Annotated in this window: 25 protein-coding genes and 1 pseudogene; 13 read left to right on the forward strand and 13 right to left on the reverse strand. The window is 65.9% G+C overall.

Going from position 1 to position 23,934, the window contains the following annotated elements:
* Positions 1-21: 21 nt before the first annotated feature.
* Entirely contained in the window at positions 22-1,848 is a 1,827-nt protein-coding gene (kefC, locus tag ABT392_RS05045; protein WP_334277311.1) for a glutathione-regulated potassium-efflux system protein KefC, read from the reverse strand.
* Positions 1,838-2,476, reverse strand: coding sequence for a glutathione-regulated potassium-efflux system oxidoreductase KefF (gene kefF, locus ABT392_RS05050; RefSeq protein WP_334277310.1), 639 nt, complete (start codon positions 2,474-2,476; stop codon positions 1,838-1,840). Before kefF ends, kefC begins: the two co-directional genes overlap by 11 nt.
* An 88-nt stretch (positions 2,477-2,564) precedes the next feature.
* On the opposite strand from kefF, the gene ABT392_RS05055 reads away from it, so the two are divergent.
* The 3 genes from ABT392_RS05055 to ABT392_RS05065 are packed head-to-tail and all read left to right on the forward strand — an operon-like array spanning position 2,565 to position 4,418.
* Entirely contained in the window at positions 2,565-3,191 is a 627-nt protein-coding gene (locus ABT392_RS05055; protein ID WP_334277309.1) for a ParA family protein, read from the forward strand.
* 7 nt (positions 3,192-3,198) lie between these two features.
* Positions 3,199-3,651, forward strand: a complete 453-nt coding sequence (locus tag ABT392_RS05060) for a MaoC family dehydratase (RefSeq protein WP_395386437.1) — start codon at positions 3,199-3,201, stop codon at positions 3,649-3,651.
* Positions 3,652-3,701: 50 nt separating this feature from the next.
* Positions 3,702-4,418 (forward strand): response regulator transcription factor, encoded by a 717-nt coding sequence (locus tag ABT392_RS05065; RefSeq protein ID WP_334277307.1) that lies wholly within the window; start codon positions 3,702-3,704, stop codon positions 4,416-4,418.
* 15 nt (positions 4,419-4,433) lie between these two features.
* Here ABT392_RS05065 and ABT392_RS05070 read toward each other — a convergent pair whose 3' ends face one another.
* From ABT392_RS05070 to ABT392_RS05090, 5 genes are all read right to left on the reverse strand, one after another.
* A complete protein-coding gene (locus ABT392_RS05070; RefSeq protein ID WP_334277376.1) occupies positions 4,434-5,270 on the reverse strand; it encodes a segregation and condensation protein A in 837 nt (278 codons plus the stop codon).
* Positions 5,271-5,299: 29 nt separating this feature from the next.
* On the reverse strand, positions 5,300-5,503 hold the full coding sequence (locus ABT392_RS05075; protein WP_334277306.1) for a DUF3460 family protein: 204 nt from the start codon (positions 5,501-5,503) through the stop codon (positions 5,300-5,302).
* A 38-nt stretch (positions 5,504-5,541) separates the two neighbouring features.
* Entirely contained in the window at positions 5,542-7,197 is a 1,656-nt protein-coding gene (locus tag ABT392_RS05080) for a SulP family inorganic anion transporter (protein ID WP_334277305.1), read from the reverse strand.
* A gap of 51 nt (positions 7,198-7,248) precedes the next feature.
* Entirely contained in the window at positions 7,249-9,294 is a 2,046-nt protein-coding gene (gene metG / locus ABT392_RS05085) for a methionine--tRNA ligase (RefSeq protein WP_395386436.1), read from the reverse strand.
* A gap of 116 nt (positions 9,295-9,410) precedes the next feature.
* Positions 9,411-9,602 (reverse strand): hypothetical protein, encoded by a 192-nt coding sequence (locus ABT392_RS05090; RefSeq protein WP_334277303.1) that lies wholly within the window; start codon positions 9,600-9,602, stop codon positions 9,411-9,413.
* 660 nt (positions 9,603-10,262) lie between these two features.
* Between ABT392_RS05090 and minC the strand changes: the two genes are divergently transcribed.
* The 3 genes from minC (at position 10,263) to minE (ending at position 12,287) form a co-directional block, all read left to right on the forward strand.
* The gene (minC, locus tag ABT392_RS05095; protein WP_395386435.1) at positions 10,263-11,138 is read left to right on the forward strand and encodes a septum site-determining protein MinC; all 876 of its coding nucleotides are present in this window, start codon (positions 10,263-10,265) and stop codon (positions 11,136-11,138) included.
* A 61-nt stretch (positions 11,139-11,199) separates the two neighbouring features.
* The gene (gene minD / locus ABT392_RS05100) at positions 11,200-12,012 is read left to right on the forward strand and encodes a septum site-determining protein MinD (RefSeq protein WP_334277301.1); all 813 of its coding nucleotides are present in this window, start codon (positions 11,200-11,202) and stop codon (positions 12,010-12,012) included.
* A 14-nt stretch (positions 12,013-12,026) separates the two neighbouring features.
* Complete coding sequence (minE, locus tag ABT392_RS05105) at positions 12,027-12,287, forward strand: cell division topological specificity factor MinE (RefSeq protein ID WP_334277300.1); 261 nt, start codon at positions 12,027-12,029, stop codon at positions 12,285-12,287.
* A 27-nt stretch (positions 12,288-12,314) separates the two neighbouring features.
* On the opposite strand, the gene ABT392_RS05110 is transcribed toward minE, so the two are convergent.
* The gene (locus ABT392_RS05110; protein ID WP_395386434.1) at positions 12,315-12,566 is read right to left on the reverse strand and encodes a VF530 family protein; all 252 of its coding nucleotides are present in this window, start codon (positions 12,564-12,566) and stop codon (positions 12,315-12,317) included.
* Positions 12,567-12,810: 244 nt separating this feature from the next.
* On the opposite strand from ABT392_RS05110, the gene ABT392_RS05115 reads away from it, so the two are divergent.
* Positions 12,811-14,475 carry a serine hydrolase domain-containing protein gene (locus tag ABT392_RS05115; RefSeq protein WP_395386433.1) on the forward strand — a complete coding sequence of 555 codons (1,665 nt, stop codon included), beginning with the start codon at positions 12,811-12,813 and terminating at the stop codon, positions 14,473-14,475.
* Positions 14,476-14,479: 4 nt separating this feature from the next.
* Here ABT392_RS05115 and ABT392_RS05120 read toward each other — a convergent pair whose 3' ends face one another.
* Positions 14,480-14,785: a 2Fe-2S iron-sulfur cluster-binding protein gene (locus ABT392_RS05120; protein WP_395386432.1), complete on the reverse strand. Its 306-nt coding sequence runs from the start codon at positions 14,783-14,785 to the stop codon at positions 14,480-14,482.
* A gap of 27 nt (positions 14,786-14,812) precedes the next feature.
* Between ABT392_RS05120 and ABT392_RS05125 the strand changes: the two genes are divergently transcribed.
* Both ABT392_RS05125 and ABT392_RS05130 read left to right on the forward strand, forming a co-directional pair.
* Positions 14,813-15,331, forward strand: a complete 519-nt coding sequence (locus tag ABT392_RS05125) for a YgjP-like metallopeptidase domain-containing protein (RefSeq protein ID WP_395386431.1) — start codon at positions 14,813-14,815, stop codon at positions 15,329-15,331.
* Positions 15,328-16,278, forward strand: a complete 951-nt coding sequence (locus ABT392_RS05130; protein ID WP_334277295.1) for a tRNA dihydrouridine synthase — start codon at positions 15,328-15,330, stop codon at positions 16,276-16,278. The genes ABT392_RS05125 and ABT392_RS05130 overlap by 4 nt, the downstream gene beginning before the upstream one ends.
* A gap of 4 nt (positions 16,279-16,282) precedes the next feature.
* Here the strand turns inward: ABT392_RS05130 and ABT392_RS05135 are convergent.
* The 4 genes and pseudogenes from ABT392_RS05135 to ABT392_RS05150 all read right to left on the reverse strand — a co-directional run bounded on the left by ABT392_RS05135 (position 16,283) and on the right by ABT392_RS05150 (position 20,049).
* Positions 16,283-17,534: pseudogene (locus ABT392_RS05135) on the reverse strand (DNA polymerase Y family protein).
* 89 nt (positions 17,535-17,623) lie between these two features.
* Complete coding sequence (locus ABT392_RS05140) at positions 17,624-18,094, reverse strand: hemerythrin domain-containing protein (RefSeq protein ID WP_395386429.1); 471 nt, start codon at positions 18,092-18,094, stop codon at positions 17,624-17,626.
* Positions 18,091-19,494 (reverse strand): argininosuccinate lyase, encoded by a 1,404-nt coding sequence (gene argH, locus ABT392_RS05145; protein WP_395386428.1) that lies wholly within the window; start codon positions 19,492-19,494, stop codon positions 18,091-18,093. Before argH ends, ABT392_RS05140 begins: the two co-directional genes overlap by 4 nt.
* A 114-nt stretch (positions 19,495-19,608) precedes the next feature.
* Positions 19,609-20,049, reverse strand: coding sequence for a hypothetical protein (locus tag ABT392_RS05150; RefSeq protein WP_464970921.1), 441 nt, complete (start codon positions 20,047-20,049; stop codon positions 19,609-19,611).
* Between ABT392_RS05150 and ABT392_RS05155 the strand changes: the two genes are divergently transcribed.
* The 4 genes from ABT392_RS05155 to ABT392_RS05170 all read left to right on the forward strand — a co-directional run bounded on the left by ABT392_RS05155 (position 20,048) and on the right by ABT392_RS05170 (position 23,919).
* Positions 20,048-20,665 carry a sensor histidine kinase gene (locus ABT392_RS05155; RefSeq protein ID WP_464970922.1) on the forward strand — a complete coding sequence of 206 codons (618 nt, stop codon included), beginning with the start codon at positions 20,048-20,050 and terminating at the stop codon, positions 20,663-20,665. The genes ABT392_RS05150 and ABT392_RS05155 overlap by 2 nt on opposite strands.
* Positions 20,666-20,675: 10 nt before the next feature.
* On the forward strand, positions 20,676-21,479 hold the full coding sequence (locus ABT392_RS05160) for a LytR/AlgR family response regulator transcription factor (protein WP_395386427.1): 804 nt from the start codon (positions 20,676-20,678) through the stop codon (positions 21,477-21,479).
* Complete coding sequence (locus ABT392_RS05165; protein WP_395386426.1) at positions 21,413-22,765, forward strand: hypothetical protein; 1,353 nt, start codon at positions 21,413-21,415, stop codon at positions 22,763-22,765. Before ABT392_RS05160 ends, ABT392_RS05165 begins: the two co-directional genes overlap by 67 nt.
* 233 nt (positions 22,766-22,998) lie before the next feature.
* Positions 22,999-23,919 carry a hypothetical protein gene (locus tag ABT392_RS05170; protein ID WP_395386425.1) on the forward strand — a complete coding sequence of 307 codons (921 nt, stop codon included), beginning with the start codon at positions 22,999-23,001 and terminating at the stop codon, positions 23,917-23,919.
* Positions 23,920-23,934: the final 15 nt, after the last annotated feature.

Genomic DNA, 23,934 nt, shown 5'->3' on the forward strand with positions numbered 1-23,934 from the left:
GCAGGGAGGCCAGAGTCGCGTTCAGTCCTGCCCGGTCCAGCCGGGGGGCTGCTTTCTTTGCTGCTGCCGCTGTTCGCGCTCCTGCGCAAACAGCTCTTCCAGCTGCTGGCGGCCTTGTTTGGCGACAGCGATCAGCGCGGCTTCGTCCTTGTGAAGGGGCCAGGTCTGCTCGATCTGAGCCAGGTTGCGCTGGCGGAAGCGCCAGGCCTGCTTGCGTGCGGCATGCGGCTCCAGGCCCATCAGCTCCAGCACCGAACGGCCGCTCATCAGGGCCGAGTCGAAGGTCTCGCGCTCGATCAGGGTCACGCCCAGGGCGCGCAGCTTGTAGAAGTGCTGGACGTTGCGAGCCCGGGCCACCACTTGCAGATGCGGCCAGTGTTCCTTGGCCAGCGTTGCGATGGCCAGGCTTTGCTCCACGTCGTCCACAGCCAGCACCAGCACGCGGGCCTGCGCGGCGCCAGCGGTGCGCAGCAGGTCCAGCCGCGAGGCATCGCCGAAGTACACCCGCCAGCCGAAGCGGCGCAGGCTCTCCACGGCTTCGGCATCATGGTCCAGCACGGTCGCCTCGAAGCCATTGGCATAGAGCAGGCGGCCGATGATCTGGCCCCAGCGGCCGAAGCCGGCAATGATGATGGGCGCCTGCTGCTGTTCGTCCATCGAAGCGCCTTGCGGCACATGCTTGCGCGCCAGGCGAGGCGCCAGCAGCCGCTCGGCCCCTTGCAGAAGCGCCGGCGTGCAGGCGAGCGACAGGGCGACCGCTGCAATCAATGCCGAAGCCTGCGTGCCGGTCAGCAAGCCAGTCTGCTGGCCGAGCTGGAACACCACGAAGCCGAACTCGCCGCCCTGGGCCAGTAGCAGGATGAAGAGCGGGCGCTCCATCACCGGGATCTTCATCGCCCTGGACATCAGCGTCAGCACGGTGGCCTTGGCGACCAGCAGGATGACGAGCAGGCCCAGCACCTCCAGCGGCTTGTCGCGCAGGACCTGCAAGTCCAGCCCCATGCCCACGGCCATGAAGAACAGGCCCAGCAAGAGGCCCTTGAAGGGCTCCAGATCGGTTTCGAGCTCGCGCCGGTAGGCACTCTCGGCCAGCAGCACGCCGGCCAGGAAGGCGCCCAGTGCCATCGACAAGCCGACCGCCTGCATCAGCGCAGCCGTGCCCAGCACGAGCAGCAGGGCGGCGGCGGTGAAGATCTCGGGAATGTCGCTGCGGGCGATCCAGCGCAGCGCCGGGCGCAGGGCCAGGCGGCCGCCCAGGATGATGGTCAACACGGCCGCGACGGCCTTCAGCGCCTGCCAGGAGCCTTCCTCCTCGGCATTGGCGCCGCTCAGCGCCAGGATGGGAATCAGGGCCAGCACCGGGATGGCTGCGATGTCCTGCAACAGTGCCACGCTCAGGACGCTCTGGCCGGCCGTCGTATTGCCGACGTTGCGCTCGGCGAGCACGGCCAGCGCCACTGCGGTTGACGACATCGCCAGGCCCAGGCTGGCCCCCAGCGCCAGACGCCAGGGCGCGCCCAGCAGCAGGGCAATGCCCATCAGCGCCGCGGTGCAGCCCAGGAGCTGCAGGGAGCCCCAGCCAAAGATGGGCCGGCGCATCGCCCACAGGCGCTTGGGTTCGAGTTCCAGGCCGACCAGGAACATCATCAGCACGACGCCGAATTCTGCGAACTCCAGCACCGTGGCCGGCTTGCTGACCAGGCTCAGGGCCGAAGGGCCCAGGAGCACGCCGGCGATCAGGTAGCCGAGGATGCTGCCGAGCTTGAGCCAGCGCGCCAGGGGCACGATGAGCACCGCCGCCGCCAGGAAGACCAGCGGCAGTCGCAGCCATTGGGCGTCATGCTCCATCGCCGCCTCCTGTCAGATCCTTCATGTCTGGCGTCGGGACGCTCCAGCAGGCGAGGTTGTCCTCGCCGCCCTCAGGTGCGCCGCACCAGGCCGGATAGTCAAGCAACTGCTGCACAAAGCCGAGTGCCTGCTGATGCAGTGCTTCGTCGCTGATCTCATGGGCGGCGTAGATCAAGGTGGGCGGCAGCGTCTGCATGCCGCAGAGCCGCGCGATCTGGGCATAGGGCAGGAGGAAATCGAGCAGTTCGTGGCCGTTGTATCCGCCGCTCGCGAAAGACTCCGGCGAGCCACCGGCCGAGAGCGTCAGCCACAAGCGCTTGCCACGCAAGGCCCGCTGGCCCACGCCGTAGGCCCAGCCGTGGCCGAAGACTTCATCGACCCAGAGCTTCATCAGCGCCGGCATGCCGTACCAGTGCAGCGGATGCAGCCAGATGATCAGCGACGCCCTGGCCAGCGCCTCCTGCTCGGCGGCGATGTCGATCGCGTAGTCCGGATAGAGGCGGTAGAGATCGCGCACTTGCAGGCGCGAGGGTTCGATGGCGGCCCGGTCAACGGCCGTCAGCAAGGCGCGGCTGACGCGCGAATGCTGCAGGTCGGGATGGGCTGCGATGAGGAGGATCTCGGCCATGGGCTGCGAGTATCTCCGCAAGTCCAGATGTGCCGGCGCGCAGCCGCTTGCTAATATGCCGCGGCCTTGATTCCTCGAAGGAGCGAGCATGCCCGTGATCCTGATCGCCAACCCCAAGGGTGGCGTTGGCAAGAGCACCATCGCCAGCAATGTGGCTGGCTACCTGGCCCGGCAGGGCCATGCGGTGATGCTCGGAGATGTGGACCGCCAGCAGAGCAGCCGCCGCTGGCTCGCGCTGCGCCCCGCCCAATTGCCGCCCATCCAGGGCTGGGGCATGGTGGATGAGCACCTGGCCAAGCCGCCCAAGGGCGTCAGCCATGTGGTGCTCGACACGCCCGCCGGTCTGCATGGCAAGCCGCTGGAGGACCTGGTCCGAATCGCCGACAAGCTCCTGATACCGCTGCAGCCCAGCCTCTTTGACATCCAGGCGACATACGACTTCGTCGCCGAGCTGCATGATCTGCGCAGGCGGCGACACGGTGCGGGCCCCAAGCTTGCCGTTGTCGGCATGCGGGCCAAGGAGGGCACGCTGTCGGTGGAGCAGTTGCAGCAGTTCTTGCAGACCCAGGAAGTCCCGGTGCTGGGCTACCTGCGTGACACGCAGAACTATGTGCAGCTGGCCGCCCGCGGCGCCAGCCTCTGGGACGTGGCGCCTAGCCGGGTCGAGCGCGACCTGGCGCAGTGGCAGCCGCTGTGTGCCTGGCTGGACTCCTGATGATGTGATGCAACGTTTCGAGACGCTGGCCGAGCTGGCCGGCCATGTGGGCCAGGAGATCGGCCTGAGCCCTTGGGTGGAGATTGACCAGGCGCGCATCCAGTGCTTTGCCGACGCGACCGATGACCAGCAGTGGATACACACCGACCCGGCCCGAGCCTCTGAAGGGCCGTTCGGTACCACCATCGCCCATGGCTTCCTGACGCTGTCGATGCTTTCGTACTTCTTCGACCAGGGCTTCGAGATCGGTGATGGCCGCATGGGCCTGAACTACGGGCTCAACAAGGTGCGCTTTCCGGCGCCGGTGCCGGTGGGCAGCCGGCTGCGCGCGCGTTTCAAGCTGCTGAGCTATGAACCGCTGGCCGGTGGTGCGCAACTGGCCGTGGAAGTGACGGTGGAACGCGAGGGCGGTGACAAACCCGTTTGTGTCGCGGAGTCGCTGACGAGGCGTTACACCTGAGTATGATCCCGGCTTCTGGCAAAAGAACATAGAAGCAAGGGAACCCAGGCATGCGCGTGCTGCTGATCGATGACCATCCGCTGATACTTTCAGCGCTGCAGCTCGTGATCGAAGGCCTGAGCGACAACGTCAGCGTCGTGGGCCTGGACAGTGCCGGCGCCGCCCGCGAGGCTCTGCGCGCTGACGACAACTTCGACCTGGTGATGCTGGACCTGCAGCTGGCGGATGCCGACGGCTTCGAAGTGCTCGAGGAGTTCCGCGCCGGTTACCCGGCCTTGCCCGTGGTCGTGATCTCGGCCTCCGACCGCGCCAGCGACGTGATCCGCGCCATCGACCTGGGTGCGATGGGCTTTGTGCCCAAGCGCATCAGCACCGACATGCTCTCGAGCGCCTTGAAGCTGGTGATGTCGGGCGGCATCTATGTGCCGCCGATGGCCATGAGCGGCAGCGAAAGCCTGCCAGCCAAGGCCGAGCAGGTGCCGGCTCGCCAGGAGCCGATGGCCACCTTCCAGACGCCCGCCAGCCTCGATGGCCTGGGCCTCACCCCGCGCCAGACCGATGTGCTGGCCCTGCTCCTGCAAGGCCTGCCGAACAAGCTGATCGCCCGCGAGCTGGGCGTCTCGGTCGACACGGTCAAGGACCATGTCGCTGCGGTGCTGAAGGCCCTGGGCGTCAACTCGCGCACCCAGGCCGTGCTGGCGGTCAGCCAGATGGCCCAGCGCCAGCCCTCCAGCAGCTTCTCGGCCTGGCGTCACAGCGAGGCCTGAGCGGCCGCACCTGCTTCAGTTCGGCGTGTAGGCCAGGCGCACGTAGATCGGCGCAAAGGCCTCGGCCTGCGTCACTTCGAGCAGGCGCTCGCGCGAAAGTTCCAGCATCGCGATGAAGGTGACGACCAGCACCTGCGAGCCGCGGCTCGCGTCGAACAGGGCTTCGAACTCGACGAAACGTTCGCCCTGCAGGCGGCGCAGCAGCATGCTCATGTGCTCTCGTACCGAGAGCTGCTCGCGGCTGATCTTGTGATGCTGGTTCAGCTTGGCGCGCTTGAGCAGCTCGGCCCAGGCCTGGCGCAGGTCGTCGACATCCACGTCCGGAAAACGCGGCTGCAGCGATTGCTCGATATGCACCTGCGCCCGCAGAAAGTCGCGGCCCAGCACCGGCAATGCATCGAGCCGCGCGGCGGCCAGCTTGATGCGCTCGTACTCCAGCAGGCGGCGCACCAGCTCGGCGCGCGGGTCCTCGGGCTCGGCACCGTCGTCGGTCTTGCGCGGCGGCAGCAGCATGCGCGACTTGATCTCGATCAGCATCGCCGCCATCAGGAGGTATTCGCTCGCGAGCTCGAGATTGGTCTTGCGCAGCTGGTCGACATAGCTCAGGTACTGGCGCGTGACGTCGGCCAGTGGAATGTCGAGGATGTTGAAGTTCTGCTTGCGAATGAGGTAGAGCAGCAGGTCCAGCGGGCCTTCGAAGGCCTCGAGGAACACCTCCAGTGCATCCGGCGGGATGTAGAGGTCCTGCGGCATGGCGAACAGCGGTTCGCCATAAAGCCGCGCCACGGCAATGTTGTCGACCGGCAGCGCATCGACCGTGGCTTCAGGCGCCGCGGCCAGGGCCGTGGCGATGTCGGGCGCCTCGCTGCTCACGGCAGTGTTCAGTGCTCTTTGGTCTGGTAGACGTAGGCCTGCTGCGCCACCTTGGCCGCACGGAAGTCGGCTTGCTCGTTGCGGTCAATGGCCTTGTCCCAAAGCAGGGCGCGGCCCGCGCGTTGCTCGGCTTCCAGCGTGGGCTTCTTGGCCTTCAGTTCGTCAATGAACTGCGTGACTTCGGACTTGTAGGGCTTCCAGAACAGCGGCATGGTGGCTTGTCGGTGAACGATGCGGGAAAGTGCGGATTTTAGCTGCCCCTCGCGGCCCGCCAGTCATCCAGCGTGGTGAATAGTCCCGCTGGGCCCAGTGCCTCGGCCAGGCCGCCTCGCCGCACCAGGCTGGCAGGCTGCTCCAGCAGGCCGCAGATGACCAGGCTGCGCCCCTGGCGGGTCAGCTCCCGGCGCAATTGCTCCAGTGCGTCGAGGCCGGAGGTGTCCAGGGCAAACAGGTGCCGGGCATCAAGCACCAGTTCGCGGCAGTCGGGCGGGAGGCCCTCCGCCAGGCGTTCGAGCTTGCCCACGGCGCCAAAGAACAGGGCACCGCGCAGCGTCAGGACCCTGCTGCCAAGTGTCGCCTCGGCCTGCGGCTCGGCGCGGAAAAGGCTGCTCATCCGGTAGATGAAGAACACGCAGGCCAGTACCAGACCGACCTCGACCGCCACGGTCAGGTCAAAGACCACGGTCAACACAAAGGTTCCCAGCAGGATGGTGCGGTATTGCGGGCTGAAGCGTCGCAGCCGGGCGAACTCATGCCAGTCGCCCATGTTCCACGCGACGACGAGCAGGATGCCGGCCAGTGCGGCCAGCGGGATGTGAGTCGCCAGCGGCGCGGCCACCAGCACGATCAGGGCCAAGGTGCCGGCATGCACCATGCCGGCGACCGGGCTTGTGCCACCGGCACGGATGTTGGTGACGGTGCGGGCGATGGTGCCGGTGGCTGGAATGCCGCCGAACAGCGGTGTAACCAGGTTGGCGATGCCTTGGGCCATCAGTTCCTGGTTGGGGTCGTGGCGGGGCTGGTCGCTCATGCCGTCGGCCACGCGCGCGCAGAGCAGCGACTCGATGGCGCCGAGCAGGGCAATGGTCAGCGTGGGCAGCACCAGGCCGCGCGCCCCGGCCCAGCTCAGCTCGGGCCAGGCCAGCGGCGGCAGGCTGCGGGGAATCTCGCCAAACCGGCTGCCGATGGTCTCGACTGGCAGTGCCAGCGCGTAGGCCGCGATGCTGGCCAGCAGCAACGCGACCAGGGTGCCGGGCAGGTGAGCGAGCAGGCGCCGGCTCCTGTCGCGCCAGCCCTGGGGGCCGACGGGCATGCTGTAGCTCTTGGGCCAGAGCGCCACCAGTGCCGCTGAGCCCAGGCCTAGCGTCAGGGCCGCGCCGTTGAATGCGCCCGCATGGCTGGCAAGGGCCTGCAATTGCCCCGTGAAATCGGCCGGCAGATCCGGAATCCGCAGGCCCAGAATGTCCTTCAGCTGAGCAAAGCCGATCAGTACCGCAATACCGTTGGTAAAGCCGATGACGATGCTCACCGGGATGTAGCGCACCAGCGCGCCCAGCCTGAGCGCACCCAGGGCAATCAGGAGCACGCCGGCCAGCATGGTGGCGACGAGAAGATTGGCCAGCCCGTAGCGCTGTAGGATGCCGTAGACGATGACGATGAAGGCGCCGGCCGGCCCGCCGATCTGCACGCTGGAGCCGCCCAGCAGCGAGACCAGGAAACCGGCGACGATGGCCGTCACCAGGCCTTGTTCGGGTTTGACGCCAGAGCCGATGGCAAAGGCCAGGGCCAAGGGCAGGGCGACGATACCCACCGTCAGGCCGGCGCCGATATCCTTGACGAAGCGCTCGCGCGAGTAGTCGCGCAGCAGATCCAGCGAGCGCGGTCTGAAGCGGTGCAGGGTGGGCATCAGCGGTTGATTGTGGGGAGTGATCCCGGCAACAGCTTGATGCCGATCAACTTAGCGGATGCGCATGCCCGGCTGGGCGCCCGGGAAGGGCTCGAGCACGAAGATGCCTGGGTTGGCCTTCTCGTTTGCGTGGCTGGCGGCCAGCACCATGCCTTCGCTGATGCCGAACTTCATCTTGCGCGGCGCCAGGTTGGCCACCAGCACGGTCAGCTTGCCCTCCAGGTCTTCGGGCTTGTAGGCGCTCTTGATGCCGGAGAAAACATTGCGCATGCGGCCTTCACCGGCATCGAGTGTCAGTCGCAGCAGCTTGTCCGAACCTTCGACATGCTCGGCCTTGACGATCCTGGCCACGCGCAGGTCGACCTTGGTGAAGTCGTCGATCTTGATCTCGGGTGCGAGGTCTTCGCCACCTGGAATGACCTTGGGTGCCGGCGGCGGCTCGAACAGCGCTTCCACGACCTTGGGGTCGACGCGCTGCATCAGGTGCTCGTACGCGCCGATCTGGTGGGCGCCCAGCGAGCGTTGCGCATCCGCAAACTGCATGGCCTCGACCCTCAGGAAGGCCTCGACCCTGGCGGCCAGCGCCGGCAGCACCGGCTTCAGGTAGATGGTGAGCAGGCGGAAGGCCTCGATGCAGACGCTGCAGACGTCGTGCAGCACCGCGTCCTTGCCTTCGAGCTTGGCCAGCTCCCAGGGCTTGTTCTGGTCCACGTATTCGTTCACGCGGTCGGCCAGCAGCATGGTTTCGCGCAACGCCTTGCCGAACTCGCGCTCCTCATACAGCTCGGCAATCACCGGCGCGTGGGCGCGCAGGCCGTCCAGCAGCGCGCGGCCTTCAACGCCCAGGTCGCCGCTCAGGTGGCCGCCGAAGCGCTTGGTCAGGAAGCCCGCGGCGCGCGAGGCGATGTTGATGTACTTGCCGACCAGGTCGGAGTTGACGCGGGCGACGAAGTCCTCCGGGTTGAAGTCGAGGTCTTCGACCCGCGCATTCAGCTTGGCAGCGATGTAGTAGCGCAGTGCTTCGGCATTCAGGCCGAGCTTGAGGTACTTGAGCGGGTCGAGGCCGGTGCCGCGGCTCTTGCTCATCTTCTCGCCGCCGTTGACGGTCATGAAGCCGTGCACGAACACGTGGTTCGGGGTCTTGCGGCCGCTGAAATGCAGCATGGCCGGCCAGAACAGCGTGTGGAAGTAGGTGATGTCCTTGCCGATGAAATGGATCTGCTCCACCGTCGGGTCGGCCATGAAGGCATCGAAGTCCGCACCGACTTTGCCGAAGTAGTTCTTCAGCGAGGCCAGGTAGCCGATGGGCGCGTCCAGCCAGACGTAGAAGTACTTGCCCGGCGCGTCCGGGATCTCGATGCCGAAGTAGGGTGCGTCGCGGCTGATGTCCCAGTCGCCCAGGCCGCCATTGCCCTCGGCGTCCTTGGTGAACCATTCCTTGATCTTGTTGAGCACTTCGCTCTGCAGGCGGTTCGGCGTCTGCGTCCATTCCTCGAGGAAGGCCACGCAGCGCGGGTCGGAGAGCTTGAAGAAGTAGTGCTCCGAGCTCTTTATGACCGGCGTCGCGCCGGTCAGCACCGAGAACGGGTGCTTCAGTTCGGTGGGCGTGTAGACCGCGCCGCAGACCTCGCAGGAATCGCCGTACTGGTCTTTCGCGCCGCACTTGGGGCACTCGCCCTTGATGAAGCGGTCGGGCAGGAACATCTGCTTCTGTGGGTCGAAGAACTGCTCGATGGTCTTCACCTCGATCAGCTCGTTCTTGCGCAGCGAGCGGTAGACCTCCTGCGACAGCTCGTGGTTCTCCGGGCCGTCGGTCGAATGCCAGTTGTCGAAGCTGATGTGAAAGCCGTCGAGATAGGCCTTGCGGCCGGCAGCGATATTGGCCACGAAGGCTTGCGGCGTGATGCCGGCCTTCTCGGCCGCGATCATGATCGGCGCGCCATGGGCATCGTCAGCACAAACGAAGTGCACCTGCTGCCCCTGCATGCGCTGGAAGCGCACCCAGATGTCGGCCTGGGTGTACTCCATGATGTGGCCAATGTGGAAATTGGCGTTCGCGTAGGGCAGGGCGGTCGTGACGAAGAGCTTGCGGGTCATGGCTGGGGAAATGCGTGCAGTGCATGGCGGAGCGCCATGGGGAGCGAGATTTTAGGCGAGCGCGACACTCGGCACGCCCTGCACGCCGCAGCGCTGCGGCAAGCGTCTCGAGGCGTTCAGCCTTGGGGCGGCTCGGCGGGGGCGCCGGCTGCGGTACCGGCCTCCTCGGCCTGGCCGGCGTCGTCGCCCGATCCGTCTTCCGGACCATCGGGCTTGCCGCTCAGCTTGCGCATGCGCTTTTCTTCGGCCTTGCGCTTCTTGGCCAACTCACGCTGGCGTTTTTCATAGGAATAGTTCGGTGTTGCCAAGCCTTGCTCCTCGCTGCGGCTGACGGAATGCCAACGCAATGCAGGCAATATAGCCTGCGCCGCGCCTCGCGCGCGTAGCGCGGGCGTGAACCAGCCGGGTGTCACAGAAACAAAACAATTGGGGATAAATCAAACATGTCGGCCCAATTTTTTTGTATTTGGCCAATTCGAATCTGAATCACGCGAAGCCCTGCGTCGAATGGCAATCAGTTAGCGGCGAATGCTGTGCGCCAGACTCAGCTTCAAGCGCTAAGTCAATGATTCGTATGGCGCTACCCAGCTATCCACTTTTCGTGTGGATAACTTTGTGGAGAACTTGCCCCCGCCCTCGCTAAACCCTTGTGGCTGCGCGGCGGGGCTTTCACTGCCTCATTTCTGAGCACTTGCAAGCTCATCATATGAATCAACGACTTAGCTGAGCTTGCACAGCGCCTGGCCAGGATTTCGGGAAAACGAGCAGTTGCAACGCAGCATGTTCACGTACACGCCTCGGTGGCCCTCGAATGGGGATAAGTCAAGCCCCCCGGACATTCTTTTTAGGGACTTCTGCAGGTCTCGGAGGCCTGCCGCCAGCGCGCGGCGGCGGCCCTGGGGCCAACGCCTAGAAGTGCGTCTCGGGGCGGCCTCTAAAATGCCCAGCTTTGCACACACAAGCGTTTCATGGCCGAACAGATGGCAGGTAAGGTGAGGGGCCGGTCTTCCGGTGCGGTGACGGGCTCCCAGGCTGCGGGCGGCGGCCGAGCTGCCGATTTGTTCGAGCTCAAGAGCGCCTCGGTGAGCCTGTTGGCCCTGGTGCTGCGCAGTGTCGACCTGGACGCGCTGGCGGCAGAAATGCAGCAGCGCCTGGGTGAGCAGCAGTTCGAGGACGAGGGCGTGCTGGTCGACCTGTCGCAGCTGCCCACCGAACCCTTGCAAGCGCAATCCGGCCAGCTGAGCCTGACGGAAGGCACCCAGCGCCTGGACATGGCGGGCCTGCTGGCGCTTCTGCGTCGCTACGGGCTGCGGCCGGTGGCTGTGGCGGGTGCCAACGATGTTCAGCGCGAGCAGGCGCTGGCCTTGGGCCTGGTCGAGGCGCCTCTGGGTGCTACCCGCGCTGAACCGCGAGCCGCCGAGCCGCGGGTGCAGACCGTGATCAAGGAAGTGGTGAAGGAAGTGGTTCGCGAGGTCGAGGTGGTGCGTGAAGTGCCCGCCGAGACGAGCGGCCGCACCGTCATCGTCGACAAGCCCCTGCGCTCCGGCCAGCAGGTCTATGCCAAGGGCGCCGACCTCGTTGTGCTGGCCCTGGTGAACCACGGTGCCGAAGTGATTGCCGACGGCAGCATCCACGTCTACGCACCGCTGCGCGGCAAGGCGATTGCAGGCGCACGTGGCAATACCGAGGCGCGCATCTTTGCGGCCAGCCTGGAAGCCGAATTGATCGCCATCGCCGGCATCTATCGCACCACCGAGAACCCGCTGCCGCCCGAGGTGCTGGCCAAGCCGGCACAGGTGCGGCTGGAGGGCGAGAAGCTGGTGATGGAAGCATTGAAGCTCTGAGCGCCGTGTTGTTGATTCAACAGGGCGCGTTGTTTTTGTTTTTGAAGAAGGACCTGATTCGATGACCAAGATCGTCGTGGTGACCTCGGGCAAGGGCGGGGTCGGCAAGACCACCACCAGCGCCAGCTTTGCGACCGGCCTTGCACTGCGCGGCTACAAGACCGCAGTGATCGACTTCGACGTCGGCCTGCGCAACCTCGACCTGATCATGGGCGTGGAGCGCCGCGTGGTCTATGACCTGATCAACGTCATCAACGACGAGATCAAGCTGAGCCAGGCGCTGATCAAGGACAAGCAGCTCGAGAAGCTCTACATCCTCGCTGCCTCGCAAACGCGCGACAAGGACGCGCTGAAGCAGGAAGGCGTCGAGCGCGTGCTCAACGAGCTCAAGGAGATGGAGTTCGACTTCATCGTCTGCGACTCGCCGGCCGGTATCGAGACCGGCGCGCTGATGGCCATGCACTTTGCTGACGAAGCGCTGGTGGTGACCAATCCCGAGGTCTCCTCGGTGCGCGACTCCGACCGCATCCTGGGCATGCTCAACAGCAAGACCAAGCGCGCCATCGACGGCAAGGAGCCGATCAAGGAACACCTCCTGATCACGCGCTACAACCCGAACCGCGTCGAAGGTGGCCAGATGCTGTCACTGGAGGACATCCACGAGATCCTGCGTTGCCCGCTGATCGGCGTGATCCCGGAGAGCGAGATCGTGCTGCAGGCGTCCAATCAGGGCACGCCGGCGATCCACATGAAGGGCAGCGAAGTGGCCGAGGCCTATGCTGACGTCGTCTCGCGCTTCCTGGGCGAGGAAAAGCCGATGCGCTTCATCGAAGCCGACAAGCCCGGCTTCTTCAAGCGCCTGTTCGGCCGCTGATCGGGAGTCGCGACATGGGATTCCTGACCTTTTTCCTCGGCGAGAAAAAGAACACCGCCAGCGTGGCCAAGGAGCGGCTGCAGCTGATCCTCGCGCATGAGCGCAACGGCCGCAGCGCGAGCCCCGACTATCTGCCGCAGCTTCAGCGCGAGCTGGTGGCTGTGATCTCCAAGTACGTGTCGATCAATCCGTCCGACATCAAGGTGCACATGGAGCGCCAGGATGACCTCGATGTGCTCGAGGTCAAGATCGAGCTGCCTGAAGCTGCCAGATAAGGCGGCTCGCCAAGCCTCAGGCAATCGTCAAGGCGCGGAGCGGGGCGCGTTGCGTGCCCGCTCCCTCAGCATGAAGAGATAGAGGCTTTCCACCTTGGCGCGCGCCCACGGCGTCTTGCGCAGGAACTTGAGGCTCGAGGCCACGCTCGGGTCGCTCTGGAAGCAGCGGATCGCGATTCTCTGCCCGAGCTCCTCCCAACCGAAGTGCTCGACCAGCTCGGTCACGATGGCCTCCAGCGTGAGGCCGTGCAGCGGGTCTTTGTTGGGCTTGGGGTTCATTGCGGGCGATTATCGGCTGCCCCGAACCAGGCTCACCGGCGCTGCTTCATTCTGTGGCAGAGCAAGAAACTCCCCGGCGCATCAAGCACTTGGCGCCGCCGCCCGCAGGCTGTGCACGGACTTGTCCACAGATGCTGTGGAGCATCTGTAGCTCATGCCGCGTTTCGTGCAGCCTGTCGCTCGCCGGCTTGTCCTGATTGGGCAGCGCTGCGATGCTTCGCGGCTTCACATCATGGAGTACCGCATGCGCAATCCGACGCTACCTGCCGCCCTGCTGCTGGGCCTCATGCTGGGCGCCGCCCAGGCCGGCACGCCCGCCACGCCCGCTGCGATGGTGGCCTATGCCGAGAAGCTGCTGAGCGAGCAGAAGCTCGGCGACGGTCCCGGCCTGACGGTGCTGGTGGCCCGCGGTGAGCAGTTGCTCTACCAAGGCGCCCGTGGCATGGCCAGCATCGAGCTGGGCGTGCCGATGAAGCCGGAGTACCTGCTGCGCATCGGCTCGGTGACCAAGCAGTTCGCTGCTGCCACGCTCTTGAAGCTGATCGACGAAGGCAAGGTCAAGCTCGACGACCCGCTGTCCAAGTTCCTGCCCGACTATCCCAATGGCGCGCAGATCACGGTGCTGCAACTGCTCAATCACACCTCTGGCGTGAAGAGCTACACCGGCATCCCCGGCTACATGAACGGGCCGATCCGGCGCGACCTGGATACCACCGCGCTGATCAAGGAATTCAAGGACCTGCCGGTCGACTTCGCACCGGGCCAGGCATGGGCCTACAACAACTCCGGCTATGTGCTGGTCGGCGCCGTGATCGAGGCTGTCTCGGGCAAGACCTGGCACCAGCAGCTGAACGACTCGCTGCTGGCGCCCAACAAGCTGGGCATGGTGCGCTACCAGGCGCCCGACCAGCTCTTCAAGGGCATGGTCGAGGGCTACACCACGAATGCACGCGGTGATGTCACGCCGGCGGGCCTGATCAGCATGACCCAGCCGCATGCGGCGGGCGCGCTGATTGCCAACGTCGAATCGCTGTGGCGCTGGAACCAGGCGCTGCATGGCGGCAAGCTGATTTCCTCTGCCAGCTATCAAAGGATGATCACCCCCGAGGGCGCAGCCAAGCCGCGCAACTACGGCTTTGGCATCACGACTGCCAAGCTGCGTGGCCAGCCGGTGCTGATGCATGGCGGCGGCATCCACGGCTTTGTTTCCACCTTGAACTATCTGCCGCAAAGCCAGGTGACCATCGCCATGGTGCGCAACACCAATGGCGCAGGCCCGAACCTCGACCTCCTGTGGCGCAAGTTGGCTGCCTTTGCCATTGGCGAGCCGTTTGCTGAACGCAAGGCCGTGGCTGTAGCCACTGAACAGCTGCAGGCCGCCGAAGGGCTCTATGCCCTGGACGACAAGCAGACCCGTACCTTGCGAGTCAAGGACGGCGTGCTGCAGAGCCAGCGCAGCGGCAGTGGCGTCGTGGTCATGGTGCCGATGGGTGAGGACCGTTTCGGCTTTCCCGATTCGGTCAGTGACATGAAGCTGGAACGTGACGCATCGGGCAAGGTCGTCGCGATGCGGGTGTTCAACGACGGCGAAGGCGAGGGCGACCGCTGGGTCCGTCGCGGCGACCTGCCTGCCGAGCGTGCTGCCATCGCCTTGAGTCCGGCGCAGGTCCAGGCACTGGTGGGTGACTACAGCTCACCGCAGTTCTCGATGAGGATCTATGTCGACGATAAGGGCGTGCTGTGGACGCAGGCTCAGAGCCAGGCACCGGCCCAACTGAAGGCAGCCACGCCACGCCTGATGTACCTGACCGTGGTCGATGCAACGCTGGAGTTCAGTGCGGAAGAGGGCGCGGCCCAATCGGTGACGCTGAACCAGGGCGCGACCAAGCTGGTGATGAAGCGCAAGTAAGCCCTCAGAGCGGCCGGGCCGCTGGCGCCTCGATCACCACATCGCTGCGCGGGCAGGCCACGCAGGGCAGGATCTGCCCTGCGGCCTTCTCCTCGGCCGAGAGGCCCGGCCATTCGATCCGGTACTCGATCTGCCCTTCGAGCAACTGCGCCATGCAGGCCCGGCAGGTGCCGTTGCGGCAGGAGTGCGGCAGCCGCCAGCCTGCGGCCAGGGCGCTCAAGAGCAGGGTTTGATCAGCTGCGCAGCGCCATTGCTGCTGCTGCGGGACAATCCGTACCTCGTAGTCCTCTGGCTTTGTCTCTATCGGCATGCCGCCATCATGCCCGCTCCGTCCCTCATGTCTCCCGTCCTCCCCAACAGCCCGGCGCTGAAATACCTGGCCGGCTATCCGCCCGCGCTGATCCAGCAGGTGCAAGGCCTGATCGCTGAAGGCCGCCTGGCCGAGTCTCTGGCAAGGCGCCACGGTGAGCCGCATGAAGTGCGCAGCGACAAGGCCTTGTTCGACTATTGCCAGTCGCTCAAGGAGCGGCATCTGCGCAATGCGCCGCCGCTGGACAAGGTGCATTACGACGCCAAGTTGCGCGTGCTCCAGCATGCGTTGGGCACGCATACCCGCGCGCCCAAGGTGCAGGGAAGCAAGCTCAAGATGCGCCGCGAGATCCGCATTGCCAGCCTGTTCCGCGAGGCGCCGGCCAACTTCCTCAAGATGATCGTCGTGCATGAGCTGGCGCATCTGCGCGAGCTGGAGCACAACAGGGCCTTCTACCAGCTGTGCCAGCACATGGAGCCGGACTACGCGCAGCTGGAATTTGACCTGCGCCTTTACCTGATCACGCTGGAGCTTGCGAAGACATGATCTTGCTGGCGCCCATGGAAGGCTTGCTGGACCACACCTTGCGAGACACCTTGACGCGCGTTGGCGGCATCGACCGCTGCGTGTCGGAGTTCATCCGCATCACCGACATGCTGATGCCCAAGAAGGTCTTCACCCGCATCGTGCCCGAGCTGCTGAATGGCGGCCTCACGCCGGCTGGTGTGCCGGTGCGAGCGCAACTGCTGGGTTCCGACCCGGTCTGCATGGCGGAAAACGCTGCGCGCCTGGCCGAGCTCAAGCCCGCCGGCATCGACCTCAATTTCGGCTGCCCGGCCAAGTGCGTGAACCGTCATCGCGGCGGCGCGGTGCTGCTGGACGAGCCCGAGCTGATCTTCGAGATCGTCAGTGCCGTGCGCCGTGCGATGCCTGAGGCCATGCCGCTGTCTGTGAAGATGCGCCTGGGCTATATGGACCAGTCGCGCACGCTCGATTGCGCGCAGGCCATGGTCGAAGCGGGCGCCGAAGAGCTGGTCGTCCACGGCCGTACCAAGGCCGATGGCTACAAGCCGCCAGCCTATTGGGACCGCATCGCCGCCGTTCGCGAGGCCGTGCCCGTGAATGTGGTCGCCAACGGCGAAATCTGGAATGTCGAAGATGCGCTGAGATGCCAGGCCGAGTCGGGCTGTGCTGACCTGATGCTGGGCAGAGGCATCGTGGCTGACCCCGGCTTGGCGCTGGCCATCATGAACCCAGGGCACGCTCCGCTCAGCTGGGCGCAGCTCATGCCCCTGATCGAGCAGTTCTGGGGCCTGGTGCGCCAGCATGTGGGCCACAAACACCAAGGTGGCCGGCTCAAGCAGTGGCTGCACTATCTGCGACGCCGCTATCCGGAAGCGCAGGAGGCCTACCTGCGCCTGCGGACCATCAACGACCCCGAGGTCTTGCAGGCACAGTTCTTCCGTGCAACAGCCGGCCGAGCGGTCGGGTGATGCCTCAGAGCGGCAGGTCCTCGAACAACGACAGTGATTCGGCGTCCGGCGTTTCGCTGGCCGCAGCCGGCTTGGCCTTGCGGGCAGGCCTGCCCCGCAGCGCATCTCCGGGGTGAGAGAGATTGCCGGCGCGCACGCCCAGCAGGCGCAGCCGCTTGCTGAGATCCACGCGCTTCAGGCACAGGCCGGCAGCGTGGCGAATCGCGGCGGCATCGGCAATCGGCAGATCCAGTGTCAGGTCGCGTGTCACGGTGACAAAGCCTTCGAAGCGCAGCTTGATGCCGATGGTGCGGCTCAAATAGCCCTTGCGAGAACAGGTCGCCTGCCAGTTGCTCGCACAGCTGCGTGAAGATGCGGCCAAGCAGCGCGCGATCCTGCTTGGCATGCAGGTCGCGCTCGAAGGTGGTTTCGCGGCTGATCGATACGGGCTCGCTGTACGTGACGACCGGCCGCCGGTCTCGCCCATGCGAGGCTTCATGCAGCCAGGCGCCATAGCTCTTGCCGAAGTTCTCCACCAGCCAGGGCAGCGTCTTGCCCGCAATGTCTCCCACCGTCTCCACGCCCAAAGCCGCCAGCTTGGCTGCAGCCTTCGGGCCGATGCCGTTGACCTTGCGAACCGCGAGCGGCCAGATGCGCGTCTCCAGATCTTCCATGGTCAGCACGGTGACGCCGTCCGGCTTTTCGAGCTCGGAGGCGATCTTGGAGAGCAGCTTGTTGGGCGTGATGCCGATGGAGCAGGTCAGCCCCGTGGCCTTGAGGACCGAATTCTTGATCTCGCGTGCCACCGCCTTGGCGCCGCCCAGCGGGTCGTGGCCCACGGGCTCGCGGATGCCGGGCACGTCCGTGAGGTCGATATAGATTTCATCGATGCCGCGGTCCTCGATCACTGGCGCGATCTCGGCCACGGCGGCCTTGAACAGGCGCGAATAGTGCCGGTAGGAATCGAAATCGGTGGGCAGGAGGATGGCGTCCGGCGCGCGCAAGGCTGCCTTCATCAGGCCCATGGCCGAAAACACGCCGAGGTCGCGCGCTGCGTAGGTCGATGTCGTCACCACGCCGCGGCCGGTGTAGTCGCGCAGCAGGGAATATTCGCGAGTACCGTCAGCAAGCGTCCTGGGCGCATGCTCGCGCCGCCCGCCAATCACCACCGCCCGGCCCTTCAGCTCGGGGTAGCGCAAGAGCTCCACCGAGGCATAGAAGGCGTCCATGTCCAAGTGCGCAATCAGGCGCTCGGGCAGGGAAGGTGCAGCTTGCATGGCGGCATTGTGGCGCCGCTCTGCTGACGAGGTTTGTCAGCAGTTGCGGTCGCGGATCAGGCGATGCCCAGGCGATGTTCAGGCGATATTCAGGCGCAAGTGCCACCACTGCACGCGTGGCTGGCTTCGGCCTGCGGCACAGCGATCTTGCCCGTCGTCGGGTCAAAGCCGACCTGGCTCATGTGGAAGACCAGGGCCGCGTCCATCATCTCGGCGTGGGCGGGCAGCCACTGCGCCAGTTCGCCGCCGATGATCTTCATCGGCTCCAGATTATTCAGCTCCAGCGCATAGCGGCGCACCTCGTGCAAGACGTTCAAGACCATCTTGTGCTGGCTGCTGTGGCAGTTCTCGGGCTCGAAGCCGGTGGCGGCCATCCAGCCTTCCTCGAGCGCGAAATGCGCCTCGGTGTGCTCGAGCAGGGCCAGGAAGGCCGGCATAGGATCAGCGCCCGAGGCCAGTGCGGCATCGAGGCCGTTGATCAGGTCGACCATCTCGTGATGGGTCTGATCGAGCTGCGGCTGATTGAGGACGAGCGATTCGCTCCAGGTCAGGAGGCTCATGCCGACAGCCTTTCGCGATGGCGTGCCACCTGCGCGCGCACTTGCACCGGCGCCGTGCCCCCGAGGATGTTGCGCGCGTTCAAGGAGCCGCGCAGCGACAGCACCTCGAACACATCGGCCTCGATGCGCGCATCGAACTTCTGCAGCTCGGCCAGCGGCAGCTGTGACAGATCCACACCAGTGCCAATGGCCGTCTTCACCGCGTGCGCCACGATCTCGTGCGCATCGCGGAAGGCCAGGCCCTTCTTGACTAGGTAGTCGGCCAGGTCGGTGGCGGTGGCATAGCCGCGCAGCGCGGCGCGCTCCATCGCTTCCGGCTTGACGGTCAGACCGCCCATCATTTCGGCAAAGATGCGCAGCGTGTCGCGCAGCGTGTCCACCGTGTCGAACAGCGGTTCCTTGTCTTCCTGGTTGTCCTTGTTGTAGGCCAGGGGCTGGCCCTTCATCAGGGTGATCAGGCCCATCAGGTGGCCGACCACCCGGCCGGTCTTGCCGCGCGCCAGCTCGGGCACGTCAGGGTTCTTCTTCTGCGGCATGATCGACGAGCCGGTGCAGAAGCGGTCTGCCAGGTCGATGAAGCCGAAGCTCTGGCTCATCCACAGGATCAGCTCTTCGCTCATGCGCGAGATGTGCACCATCACGAGCGTTGCGGCCGAGGTGAACTCGATCGCGAAGTCGCGGTCGCTCACGGCGTCCAGGCTGTTCTGGCAAACACCTTCCATGCCCAGCGTCCTTGCCACGCGCTCGCGGTCCAGCGGATAGCTGGTGCCAGCCAGCGCGGCGGCGCCCAGGGGCAGGCGGTTCACGCGGCGGCGCAGGTCCGTCATGCGCTCGGCATCGCGGGCGAACATCTCCACATAGGCCAGCAGGTGATGGCCGAAAGCCACCGGCTGCGCCACCTGCAGATGGGTGAAGCCGGGCAGGATGACCTCGGCATTCTTCTCCGCCACGTCAACCAGGGCGACCTGCAGACCGGTCAGGAGCTTCGTCAACTCGTCGATTTCGCTGCGCAGCCACAGGCGCACATCGGTGGCGACCTGGTCGTTGCGGCTGCGCCCGGTGTGCAGCCGCTTGCCGGCAATGCCCACCAGCTCGGTCAGGCGGGCTTCGATGTTCAGGTGCACGTCTTCCAGGTCCAGCTTCCATTCGAAGGTGCCGGCCTCGATCTCGCTGCGGATCTGCGCCATTCCGCGCTGGATGGCGGCGTGGTCTTCGGCGCTCAGGATGCCTTGGGCAGTGAGCATCTCGGCGTGCGCCAGGCTGCCGGTGATGTCGGCCAGCCAGAGGCGCTTGTCGAAGTCCACGCTGGCGGTGTAGCGCTTGACCAGATCGCTCATCGGCTCGGAGAACAGCGCGGACCAGGCCTGGGACTTGTTGGCGAGTTGGTTGTCGGACGACATCGGAAGGGCGAGCGCGGGCAGGCGCTGATGGAGAATGCAGGAGCTTGCAATTCTATCGACCCCCTCAAGGGACACCACTGGAGCCTCATGCGCCAAGCCCGTGACAGCGAATGGTCAGAAAGCACCGGCCTCAGCAGCCTCCTCGGCTTCGAGCCGACGGCGCCAGAGCCCGAAACCCTGGCACCGCTGTTCGATCCCGAGCGCATGTTCGATGTCTGCCATGTCGGCCTTGTGCTGCGCGCGGTGCTGGGTGTGCAGGTGCTGCTCGGCCTGGGCCTGTCGCTGGCGGCTCGCAACTTTGCCCAGTGGGTTGAGCTGCTGGCCAGCGGAACGGTCGTGAGCCTGACCGCCGTGCTCCTGTGGCTGTTGCTGGTCTGCGCAGCCAAGCGGCCGCTGGCCCGGCTCGCCGAAGGCTGGCAATGGGCCGGCCTCAGTGTTCTTGGTGCCGGCTGCGCGCTCGCCGGCTGGCAGTTCCTCGCCCTGGCCAGCGATGAGCCGGTGTCCGTCTTCCGTTCTCGTCAGCCTGGCTTTGATAGGCGCGGCCGGCTCGGTCATGCTGCTGGCCTGGCTCAAGCTGCGCGAGCGCTCGCAGCGACCGGCGGCGGCGCTGGCGCAACTGGTGGAACTGCAGTCGCGCATCCGCCCGCACTTCCTTTTCAACACCTTGAACAGCGCCATTGCGCTGGTGCAGATCGAACCCAACAAGGCCGAGGCGATGCTGGAAGACCTGAGCGAGCTTTTTCGCGTGGCGCTGGCTGACAGCCAGGCGGCCGTCAACCTGACCGAAGAGATTGAGCTGGCGCGCCGCTACCTCGACATCGAGCAGATGCGCTTTGGCGACAGGCTGCGAGTTCGCTGGGAGCTCGAGCCGGCGGCTGGCCGCGCCAAGCTGCCGCCCTTGCTCTTGCAGCCGCTCGTCGAGAATGCTGTCCGCCATGGCGTGGAACCCAATGACACCGGTGGCGAAGTGCTGATCAGCACCGCGCTGCGCGGTGCCGAGGTCGAGATCAAGGTAGTCAACAGCGTTGGTGCGCCGGCCCGTACAGCCGGTCACGGTCTGGCGCTGCGCAATGTGCGCCAGCGCCTGCGCCTGATGCATGATGTGGCCGCCCGATTCGAGCTGGACACGGCGCCGGGCAGATTCACGGTACGCATCCTCCTGCCTCGATGAATGCACTGACATGAGCGAAGCCCTCAAGGTCCTGATCGTTGACGATGAACCGCTGGCCCGGTTGCGGCTCAGAGGCCTGGTCGAGGCCTGCTCCGAGCCCAGGGCGGAGGTGGTGGCCGAGGCTGGTTCTGCCACGCAGGCCCAGCATTGGCTGCGTGACCATGCCTGCGATCTGGTGCTGCTGGACGTGCAGATGCCTGGGCCCGATGGCCTGCATCTGGCCGACGTCTTGCGGGACCGTGCCTTGCAAGGCGTACCCATGCCGGCGATCGTGTTCGTCACCGCTCATGGCGAACATGCCTTGCGTGCCTTCGAACTCGACGCGATGGACTACCTCACCAAGCCGGTTCGTCGCGAGCGCCTGCAGGCCGCGCTGTCGCGCGTGGCCCAGCGCCTGAGCGAACGTGCGGCGGTGCAGGTTCGGCCGGCGCTTGAGGCAGCGGAGGGCGGCGTCATCGTGGTCAACGACCGCGGCCGCATGCTGCGCATTCCGCTGGGCGAGGTGCTCTACCTGAAGGCCGAACTGAAGTACCTGACGCTGCGCACCGCCACGCAGAGCCTGGTGATGGACGGCAGCCTGTCGGACTACGAACAGCGCCTGGGCGAGCGCTTCCTGCGCGTGCATCGCAATGCCCTGGTGGCCAAGGCCGCGGTGCGCGAGCTGCAGAAGCATGCCATGGCGCCGGGTGAAGAAGAGGGCGGCGAAGCGGCCGAAGGCTGGGCGGTGCGGATCGCCCAGGTCGATGAATGGCTGGCCGTCTCGCGCCGCCAGGTGGCCGCGGTGCGCGAGGCGCTGGCGGCCAGCGGGTCTTGAGCTTGCGGCGTTTGGGGAGACGGGCTTGGGTCTGGCTGGCCCTGCTGGTGCTGGCCTGCCTTGCGCTATGGCTGCTGCGCGGTCGCGCCGAACCGGCCACGCGCCATTCACTCGATGGCGCCACAGGACCGAGCACGTTTCAAACACAAGACGTCGCTGCCTCCAGCAGCGGCCAGGCCTGGGCGCTCCTGAACGAGGCGACCTTGCAGGCGGATGCCGCGAGCAATGTGCTGGTGCTTGATGCCGCGGAGCTGCAGCGACTGGACCAGGCCGATTGCGCACGCATGGGGCCGGCGCTGCAGAAGCTGGAGCCCGGCGCCTTGCCGGGTGACGAGGTCAGCCAATGGGATGCCGATGCCCGGGAGCATGACGCCTGGCTGCGTCGATGGATCATTGCCTTGCGTCAGCGGGGTGATGAGCGCTCGCTGGCAGCGCTCGATTTCCTGGATCCGCTGCTGGCACGCGAGGACCTGGAACGGCGCAATGCCGCCAGCCAGCGCCTGAACCAGCGAGCCCTGCGCAGCAGCGACGGCTTCGTGCTGGCGCTCGCCGCTCAGAGGCCGTGCCTGCCGGGGATGGGCTGCAGCCAGACCTTGCCACGCCAGCGCTGGGCTCAGATGGAGCCAGGCAACCTCAGTGCCTGGCTGGCGGCCGTCCCCAGCGAACAGCCGCTGCCCGAAACCTGGCTGAACGGCGTGATGCAGGCCACGCACGACAACAGTCATCGGGCCGAGTTGATGTCAATGCTGCTGTCGCTGCCGCCGGAGTTGCCGCCCGGGCCCCGTCGACTGGCCCGCGACCTGGCATTGTTTGGCATCAGCACCTCGCTCGAAGTTCCGCAGTTCGCGCCCTTGATCCGGTACTGCCGCGCAGGCAACGATGCGCAGCGTTGCCGCGCGATGGCAGGAAAGCTGTGGGCCCTGCGCGAGCCCAGCTTGCTCAACTGGAGCCTGACTCTTGCCCTGGCCCGCCAATCGCCACCGCTTGATCCGCACTGGGAGTCTCGATCACGGCAAGTCGAGGCAGCTCGCCAATGGGCCACCAGCGACGCATTGGCCTCCGCGGTCGAACCGATGATCCTGGCTTTCCAATGCAAGCCGGCCCAGGACTTCGAACGTCAGACCCTGGGCCGCCTGCTGGAGGGCGAAGGGCCCATGCTGCTGGCCGAGATGCAGCGCGCCGGGGCCGACATGGCCAGCTTGTCGAAGCAGTTCCGGCAGGCCAATGGACGCAGCCTGTTGGAGCCTGGCAAGCCCTCGGCCGCCGCGGCAGGGGCGTCGCGATGAGCCGCCGCGTCGCCACCTGGATCGCTTCGGCGATAGCGCTGCTGGTCTTGCTCGCCGGGTGGCTTCTTCAAGTACCTTCGGACGATGGCGCTTCCGTGGAGCGCGCAAAGCCCGCTCAAGCAGGAGTGCCGGGCGACGCGGTGTCGACGCTTGGATCACAGAATCCACCATGGACAGCGGCCAGCGCAGCCGACCTTGCCAATGACCAACTGGCGTTGTGCGGCCAGCCGAGCATGCAACTGCCGCGCTCCGTCGGCGAACTCAAGGCGCTCATCCAGCGCCTCAGCCAGAGCGAGGAAGCCGCTCTGGCGCAAGTGCAGCAGACGCAGCAGCGGCTCGCCGCGCGTCTGCGCGCCCGTCCCACGGCGCTGGAACAACTGGCCGGCCAGGTGCTTGCCAACGATCCGGTGCCGCCATCCGAGGCACTGCTGCGCAGTGATCCGCGAGCCTATGCCCTGCGCTATCTGCAATGCCAGGACGAAAGCTCGCGCCTTGCAACTTTCAAGCGGGCGGCTGTTCCGGCTCATTGCTCGCCCTACACGGCGCAGGGCTGGGCGGCGCTGGAGCCTGACAACGGCCGCGCGTGGCTTGCTGTGTGGCGCGCGGCTCGGCAGCGTCAAGACGAAGCCGCGGCGACAGCGGCCTGGAGTCGGCTGACGCTTGCTTCTCGGTTCGAGATGCACACCGGGCTCATGGGCTTGCAGGTGCAGCAGATGGCCGGTGACCTGAACGAATTCGAACGCTTCGGCCTCGCCGTGCAAGTCGATGCCTTGCCTTCAGGTTCGGCGATGGAGCAAATGCTGGGTGACAAGGCCTTGCGGGATGCCTGCTCGGGCAAGGCCTCGGAGGATGGGCAACGCCGCGAGGAATGTCGACGCCTGGCTCGGAATCTGTCGCAAGGCGGTGCAGATCTGTCGGATAAACGCCTGGCCCTCAAGCTGGCCGCGTCGACGGGCCTTGCGGCCGAGGACTTGGCTGTCACCGATGTCGACTTGAAGGCCGCTCAAAGGTGGCGCGACGGCCATTTGCCCCTGTTGGGCAAGGACATCATGCAATCCTTCAGTTGCAACTCGCTGAGGCAAGACCTGACCCGCATGGCCGAGCGCGCCGAGCAAGGCGAATGGGCCGCGATACGCAATGCGATGCGGCGCTGACCCTAAGATGACAAG

Source organism: Paucibacter sp. JuS9, assembly GCF_044043925.2.
Classification (GTDB): domain Bacteria; phylum Pseudomonadota; class Gammaproteobacteria; order Burkholderiales; family Burkholderiaceae_C; genus JAUASW01.